The sequence below is a fragment of the Bradyrhizobium sp. LeoA1Lang genome (genome assembly GCF_055413685.1).
Genome location: NZ_JBVAPG010000268.1, coordinates 1 through 6,788, shown reverse-complemented (window position 1 = coordinate 6,788; position 6,788 = coordinate 1). Strand labels below are relative to the sequence as shown.

Annotated in this window: 8 protein-coding genes; 3 read left to right on the top strand and 5 right to left on the bottom strand. The window is 64.5% G+C overall.

Annotated features, from left to right (window positions below; translation table 11 throughout):
- Nucleotides 1–165: 165 nt before the first annotated feature.
- The 3 genes from ACZYOF_RS41260 to ACZYOF_RS41250 all read right to left on the bottom strand — a co-directional run bounded on the left by ACZYOF_RS41260 (nt 166) and on the right by ACZYOF_RS41250 (nt 2,184).
- A complete protein-coding gene (locus ACZYOF_RS41260) occupies nt 166–603 on the bottom strand; it encodes a phage holin family protein (protein WP_130579417.1) in 438 nt (145 codons plus the stop codon).
- Between the two features lie 16 nt (nt 604–619).
- Nucleotides 620–988, bottom strand: coding sequence for an ElaB/YgaM/YqjD family protein (locus ACZYOF_RS41255; protein WP_130579419.1), 369 nt, complete (start codon nt 986–988; stop codon nt 620–622).
- An 89-nt stretch (nt 989–1,077) separates the two neighbouring features.
- Nucleotides 1,078–2,184 carry an AI-2E family transporter gene (locus tag ACZYOF_RS41250; RefSeq protein ID WP_463719336.1) on the bottom strand — a complete coding sequence of 369 codons (1,107 nt, stop codon included), beginning with the start codon at nt 2,182–2,184 and terminating at the stop codon, nt 1,078–1,080.
- Between the two features lie 237 nt (nt 2,185–2,421).
- On the opposite strand from ACZYOF_RS41250, the gene ACZYOF_RS41245 reads away from it, so the two are divergent.
- On the top strand, nt 2,422–3,213 hold the full coding sequence (locus ACZYOF_RS41245) for a L,D-transpeptidase (RefSeq protein WP_463719335.1): 792 nt from the start codon (nt 2,422–2,424) through the stop codon (nt 3,211–3,213).
- A gap of 7 nt (nt 3,214–3,220) precedes the next feature.
- Nucleotides 3,221–3,874 carry a DUF2865 domain-containing protein gene (locus ACZYOF_RS41240; protein WP_130579425.1) on the top strand — a complete coding sequence of 218 codons (654 nt, stop codon included), beginning with the start codon at nt 3,221–3,223 and terminating at the stop codon, nt 3,872–3,874.
- A 14-nt stretch (nt 3,875–3,888) separates the two neighbouring features.
- Here ACZYOF_RS41240 and ACZYOF_RS41235 read toward each other — a convergent pair whose 3' ends face one another.
- Nucleotides 3,889–5,982, bottom strand: coding sequence for a methyl-accepting chemotaxis protein (locus ACZYOF_RS41235; RefSeq protein ID WP_463719334.1), 2,094 nt, complete (start codon nt 5,980–5,982; stop codon nt 3,889–3,891).
- A gap of 195 nt (nt 5,983–6,177) precedes the next feature.
- Here ACZYOF_RS41235 and ACZYOF_RS41230 point away from each other — a divergent pair, with 195 nt between their 5' ends.
- Complete coding sequence (locus tag ACZYOF_RS41230; protein WP_130579429.1) at nt 6,178–6,324, top strand: Thivi_2564 family membrane protein; 147 nt, start codon at nt 6,178–6,180, stop codon at nt 6,322–6,324.
- Nucleotides 6,325–6,393: 69 nt separating this feature from the next.
- On the opposite strand, the gene ACZYOF_RS41225 is transcribed toward ACZYOF_RS41230, so the two are convergent.
- The gene (locus tag ACZYOF_RS41225; protein WP_165421142.1) at nt 6,394–6,594 is read right to left on the bottom strand and encodes a CsbD family protein; all 201 of its coding nucleotides are present in this window, start codon (nt 6,592–6,594) and stop codon (nt 6,394–6,396) included.
- Nucleotides 6,595–6,788: the final 194 nt, after the last annotated feature.

Sequence of the window (6,788 nt, the reverse complement as noted above, 5' to 3'; positions counted from 1 at the left end):
TCGTGCCACAATGGCCGGCGGTGGGCGTGCTCTTGGTCGATGCTTGCATCAGACTCTCCGATGGTTCGAGTGTGGAAACCCAAACCTACCGGAAAGGGCGCGCTCACCGCCCCATGGAATCTACAGCCTGGATCGTCCGCTTTCGCGACGACGACGGCAGGGCTGTCACTTGTCCGGTGGCGGTGGATCGCTCGCCGCGCTCCGGCTGGCCATCAGCCCCAGCGCCAGCCCGCCGATCGCCAGGATCGGGACCAGCCGTTTCACGCCGATGGCGCGGACGAGCTGCAGGCCGGTTGCTAGCACCGCCGGGTTGGTGAGGAGGGATTGGCGTGCCGCCCGGGCCATCTCCTCGGCGCGCAGCCGCATCTGCCGCTTCCGTGCGACGTAGAGGGCGGCGGCGATCACCGCGACCACCACGAAAAGCGCGGCGCAGGCAAGACATGCCCAAATCGGCCCATAGGTCTGGTGCACCCAGACGAAGAACGCCGCACAGAGGAAGCCGAGCGCAATGAGCGCGGTTGCGGCGATCACGACCGCAAGCGACGTCAGCCGCATGGCATTGCCCGCCTGCTCCCTGACGTCACTGACCAGTCGCTGCAGCATGGGGACGTGTCCGCCGCTACCTTCGCCAGGCCATGCCGATCAGGAAGCCGAGGCCGAGCGCAATGCCGACGGTCGCCAGCGGGCGCTGGGTGATGGCGTCCTCCAGCGTCTCCTCGATCGAGGAGTACGCATCCTGCGCGGCGTCCATCATCGCGCTGCCGCGCTCCGACATGTCGTCGACGGCGGTTTCGGCGCGGTCGCGCGCCTGGTCGTATCCACGGCGTGCCTGCTTTCGCGCGCTGCCGGCGAACGAGTTGAGCGCCTCGGTGATCTGGTCGGTCAGCGCGGCGATGTCGTCCTTCACGGTGGCGACATCCTTCTGCAGGCGTTCATAGGTTGCTTTGTCTGTCATGTTCTTCAATCCGAAATCGCTTGTCACCGACATCGAACAGCTCCCGAACCAATGTTGCTTCACCAATGTTGTTCTTGGCAGAACGCCGCGTCGGGAACTAAGTTCCCGAGCCGAAATCCGGTTCACTCCTCCGGCAGATGCGGCGAATTGACCGGCATCAAATGCTCCTTGAGGATCAGCGCGACGATCAGGAGTGGGGAGGCCAGGAAGGCGCCCATCGGGCCCCACAGCCAGGTCCAGAACGCCAGTGCGATGAAAATGGCGAGCGCATTCAGGGCAAGTCTTCGGCCGATGATGGTCGGGGTGATGAAATGCCCCTCGAGGAAGGTCAGCACCGCAAAGCAGGCCGGCGCGATCAATCCGGCGCTGATGGTCGAGAAGCTGACGAGACCGACCAGAACCAGCACCACGAACATCGCGACCGGCCCGATGATCGGGATGAAGTTCAGCGTGGCGGCGAGCGCGCCAAGGCCCGCCGGGTTGGGCATGCCAGTGACGGCACAGATCAGCCCGGTCCCGATCCCGACGCCGATATTGATCATGGTCACCATGAGCAGGTAGTTGCCGAGATGTCCCTCGATCTCGTTGAGGATGCGCAGGGTGCGGAGCCGCCAATCGCGATCGCCGAAGGCCATAACGAGCCCCCGCCGCAGATCCTTCCAGCTTGCGATGAACAGGATCAGGGTGGCGATGAACAGCAGGAATTCGGCAAAGGTCGGCGACAGGAATTCCACCGTCGGCTGCACCCATTCGAACTTCGGCAATTGCAACGGGGCAAGCGTCTCGGAGCCGCCGATCATGCTCTGCAATTGCTGCCACAGCGGCCGGTCGAAGATGTGCATCTTTTCTTTCAGCGCCGCTGCGAGCTCCGGCAACCGGGCGCTCCACTCGATCGCCGGAGCGGAAATCAATCCGATAATGAAGGTGGCGGCGGCGCTGACGGCGGCCACGATCAGCACTGCGGCGACCGCGCGGGGCACGCGGTAGCGCTCGAGGAAGCTTGCCGCCGGCGACAGCATGGTGCCGACGATGAAGGCCATCGTGATCGGCAGGAAGAAGGCCTTGGCCAGATAGAGCACCGCGACGATGGCGATAACCAGGAGCCCGACCAGCGACAGGGCGACGAGCTCGGTGCGGCGGATGACCGGCGGCAGCTCGGCGTGGCCATCGGGGGCGGGCGTGCCTTCGGCGCCATTGGACAGGAGACGCTCACTGGGAAGGACACGCACGCTGGTTCTCTCCCGCCACGGGCGCATGTCAAGGCGACGCGCGGTGTGTGCGTGCCACGACCGGAAATTCTTGGAGGGCCAACTCCGGGCCGGCCGCCAGGTTCCATCGCGCGATCGTGAGCGGTCGTGTTCTTGACTGATGCGACTCTGCCACGGCGGAGCGCGGAACCGCGAAGCGATGGCGCGCGTTTGGTTGGGGCAGAGCATCAGCGTGATGCGTATCCAATGGGGCAGCACATGACACCGTCATCCGCTCTATTCCGCCGATCGTCGCGCGCGGCAAACGCGCTTGTCTTCGCCGTCAGCCTGCTGGTGACGCCTATCGCCCTCTCGAACTCCGCGGGCGCCCAGTCGCTGGGCTACGCCCCCATCCGGCAGGGCGCCTTTCCGTCCGACGAGGCCTTGACGCCCGAGGGGAGGGACGCGGAGGCCGGCGTGCTGCCGGAGCGGTTGCGCCGTGCGGTGGTGCCGTTTGCGAGCAGCGAAGCGGCAGGCACGGTCATCATCGATACCGGCAACACCGCGCTCTACTATGTGCTCGGGCAGGGCCGCGCGATCCGCTACGGCGTCGGCGTCGGCCGCGAAGGCTTCACTTGGTCAGGCGTGCAGACCATCAGCCGCAAGGCGGAATGGCCGGACTGGTATCCGCCCGCCGAGATGATCAGGCGCCAGCCCTATCTGCCGCGGTTCATCGCCGGGGGTCCCGGCAATCCGCTGGGCGCGCGTGCGATGTATCTGGGATCGAGCGAATACCGCATCCACGGCACCAACGATCCCTCGACCATCGGCAAGTTCGTCTCCTCCGGCTGCATCCGGATGACCAATGAGGACGTCACCGATCTGTTTGGCCGCGTCAATGTCGGTACCAAGGTCGTGGTGCTGCCGAAGAATGCGCCAGTGCTCGCCCGCGGTTCGGATACCAGGACCACGATCAGCGTGCGCCCGGCGCCGCCGCGTCCGCAAGCCGCGGCGACCACGCTGCCGTCGGGCCAGCAGGCGATACGACTGAACGTGTCGTCGGTGAATTGAGGCGAAAATGGCCCCGATCTCGCATTGGCGATGGATATTCGGCGCGACGGCGCTCGTCCTTGCCGTCGCCGCGCCCGCGGCGCAGGCCCAGGATTTCTTCTCGCTCCTGTTCGGCGGCTTCGGCCGGCCTCCGATGATCCGGCCGCCGTTCGACGACGGCCCGCCCGCCGTGCAGCAACGGATTTGGCGGCCGCGCGCCTATGACCGCAGCTATGATCGCGCTTATAGCGGCGGGGGTCAGGCGTTCTGCGTGCGTACCTGTGATGGTCGTTACTTCCCGCTGCCGGTCTCCGACAATGCCAGTCGCGCGCAGAGCTGCAATAATTTCTGTCCGGCGAGCGAGACCAAGCTGGTCTATGGCGGCAGCATCGACAACGCCGAGACGGAGGACGGAACGGCGTATTCGGAACTGCCGAACGCGTTCCGTTACCGAAACGAGATCGTGGCGGGTTGCACCTGCAACGGCAAGGATCCCGGCGGACTGGCGCAGGTCAAAATCGAGGATGATCCCACCCTGCGGAAGGGGGACATCGTCGCCAGCGAAAACGGCCTGATGGTCGCCGGCCGCCCCGACAAGCGCGGTGCCTCGCTGCAGCTCTCGCCCGCGCCCGACCGCATCCGCGCCAAATATGGGCGCGTGCCGGTGGTGGCGCGGGAGTGAGTGGTGAATAGGGGCTAGGCGGCGCGGATCTTGCCGAGGAAATCGGTGACTTGGTCGCCGAGCCCACGGCTTTGGGTCTCCAGCGTCTCCGAGGCGAGGCGAACATCCTCGGCGGCGGCCGCCGAGGTATCCGCATCGGCCTTTACGCCGGTGATGTTCTCCGACACGTTTTTGGTGCCCTGCGCGGCAAATTGCGTGCTGCGCGTGATCTCCTGGGTCGCGGCGCCCTGCTCCTGGACGGCGGCGGCAATCGCGGTCGCGACTTCATTGACTTCGCCGATGATGCTGCCGATGCCCTTGATGGCGTCGATGGCTTCGCCGGCGACCTTCTGGATGTCGGCGATCTGCTCGGAAATCTCCTCCGTCGCCTTTGCGGTCTGGCTCGCCAGCGACTTGACCTCGGAGGCGACCACGGCGAAGCCGCGTCCGGCCTCGCCGGCGCGGGCGGCCTCGATGGTGGCATTCAGCGCGAGCAGGTTGGTCTGCGCCGCGATGGTGTTGATGAGGCCGATCACCTCGCCGATGCGGCCGGCGGATTTCGCAAGTCCCTGCACGGTGCCGTCGGTGTTGCGGGCCTGGTTGACCGCGCGGCTGGCGATACCGGCCGCATGCGCCGCCTGCTGGCTGATGTCGTTGATCGAGGCGCTCAATTCCTCGGAAGCCGCTGCGACCGTCTCCACGCTCATCGACGCCTCGCCGGACGCCTTTTCGGCGATCTCGACCCGTTCATTGGTCTGGCGCGACACGGCGGAAAGGTTGGCGGACGTCGCCCGCATCTTGCCGGAGGCGTCGCCGAGATGTTCGAGCGTCTGGCGCACCAGATGCTCGAACTCGCCGACATGGTTCTCGATCGTCTGCTGGCGGGCGGCTGCGCCGGCATTGCGCTCGCGCTCCTGCGCTTCGATGCGGAGCTTGTCCTTGGCCTGCTGCTTGAAGGTTTCAAGCGCACCGGCAAGCGCGCCGATCTCGTCCTTGCGCCCGGCATAGCCGCTATCGACATCGAGGTCGCCGGAGGCGACTTTCAGCATGGCATCGCGGATGTTGTGCAGCGGCGTGATGACGCGGCGGCCGATTGCGATCATGGCGCCGACGGTGACCGCGATCGCGCCGGCGAGCAGCGCAAGCTGTGTGATCAGCGAGCGCTGCGCCAGGGCGTATTGGGCGGCGGCGTGATCCTTGGCCGCATCGAGCGCTGCTTCCGCGACCGCCACGGCCGTCCCCATCCGGCCGACGGTGACCGGGCTCCACTGGTTCGCGGCCATCTCCGGCTTCCCGCCATTGGCAAGCGCCGCCATCAGCCGGTCGCGCAGCCTTTGATAATCAGGATCGAAATAGGCGGTCTTGGAGGCGGGAATCGCAGCCGCGAGCTTCGGCGGCAATTGCATGCCTGAGGTTGCCACCTCGAGCGCCTTCCAGGCGGCATCGATGCCGCCGACGAATTTGGTGTAGCTTTGGTGGATTTCCGGCGTGATACGGCCTGCACCGAGTCCGTCTGACACCAGCGCGGAGGCTTCGCCGGCGGTGTTGCGCAGCAGCCAGGCAGTCTGCTTGATGTTGAGCAATTGGTCGATCACCGCATCCTGGTGATTGACGTCGGCGGCAAGCGTTCCCGACAATTTATTGAGCACGTCGAGCAAGGCCTGCGTCGTTGCCTGATACTCTTTCGCCAGCTGGGCGCGACGCGCTTCCTTCGGCTTGGCCATCTCCTGCCAGAATTCCGTCTGCTCGGCCGTCAGCAGCGAGAACAGCCGTTCGAACTCCGCCACCAAGGTCTTCTGCTGGGCGAAGTCCATGGTCTTGAGCCGGGCGAGCCCGTTCGCCATCGCCAGCATTTCGGCATCGCGGAGGTCGCGAAGGTACTTCTCGATCCCGCCGTCCATCGGAGACCCACCGGTCAGAAGGCGGTTGGTGGACGAACCATCGGTTCGCAGGCTGTGCATCGCCTTGAAAAGGTCGGCCGAGACGTCGGCAATCGTCGAAATCCGGCCCGCCGCCTGCAGCCGGCCCCAGCTATCCCACGCATTCAGCGAGAAACCGACGACGATGCAGAATGCAGTGCTCAGGATAACGATCTTCAGCAACGCGGATACAGAAAGGCGATTCAGCATGTGGCTCCCCCAAAGCTGTCGCCATTTGGAACAATAAGGGTAAAAATTTCCGGAAACGCTATTGCCGTATATTTACGGAGCGCGCTGAAATGACCGAGCTTTTCGCAAGTGGGCAAGTTCCCCGCCAGGAACCTCGCGCCCTTCCGGCAGTTAAGAAATTGCTAACACGCCATTTATGACGTCCTCGGGGGCCGCATGCTCATCAGCATACTCATCACGTTTCTGGTCGTTATCCTCGTCCTTTACCTGATCAACCTGCTGCCGCTCGACACACGCGCCAAGCAGATCGCGCGTGTCGTCGTGATCATCCTGGGCGTAATCTCGCTCTTGAAATACATCTGAATACATCGCGGTGTTCTGACAACACCAAGCAAAAGCCCCGGCGTCGGCCGGGGCTTTTGCTGCGAGAGCCTATCGCAGGCTTCGGAACCAGTCGTCCACATCCTTGCGGATCTGGTCCTTGGCGAAACCGTAGCGCTGCTGCAGCTTGCCTTCGAGCTGCTCGCGGCGGCCTTCGATCACGTTGAGATCGTCATCGGTGAGCTTGCCCCATTTCTCCTTGGCAGCGCCCTTGAACTGCTTCCAGTTGCCCTCGATCCGGTTCCAATCCATTGCCATCTCTCCGATGCTTCAGTTGAGATGGCGTTGAAACGGATTGATGCCGCACGGGTTCCAACCAGAGCTATGGCCGAAATTGGGTGATGGGGCTGATCAGGCGGCGCGGTTAGCTGGCGTCGTCGATTCTGCGACGCCGTCGGTAAATTTGACGCCGGCAATGACCCTTGGCAACTGATTTTCGCCCTTCA

What these genes read in the sequence shown, in the direction of transcription:
- ACZYOF_RS41260 (WP_130579417.1), bottom strand. Translation starts at nt 603, where the DNA reads ATGCTGCAGCGACTGGTCAGTGACGTCAGGGAGCAGGCGGGCAATGCC.
- ACZYOF_RS41230 (WP_130579429.1), top strand. Translation starts at nt 6,178, where the DNA reads ATGCTCATCAGCATACTCATCACGTTTCTGGTCGTTATCCTCGTCCTT.
- ACZYOF_RS41255 (WP_130579419.1), bottom strand. Translation starts at nt 988, where the DNA reads ATGTCGGTGACAAGCGATTTCGGATTGAAGAACATGACAGACAAAGCA.
- ACZYOF_RS41225 (WP_165421142.1), bottom strand. Translation starts at nt 6,594, where the DNA reads ATGGATTGGAACCGGATCGAGGGCAACTGGAAGCAGTTCAAGGGCGCT.
- ACZYOF_RS41235 (WP_463719334.1), bottom strand. Translation starts at nt 5,982, where the DNA reads ATGCTGAATCGCCTTTCTGTATCCGCGTTGCTGAAGATCGTTATCCTG.
- ACZYOF_RS41240 (WP_130579425.1), top strand. Translation starts at nt 3,221, where the DNA reads ATGGCCCCGATCTCGCATTGGCGATGGATATTCGGCGCGACGGCGCTC.
- ACZYOF_RS41245 (WP_463719335.1), top strand. Translation starts at nt 2,422, where the DNA reads ATGACACCGTCATCCGCTCTATTCCGCCGATCGTCGCGCGCGGCAAAC.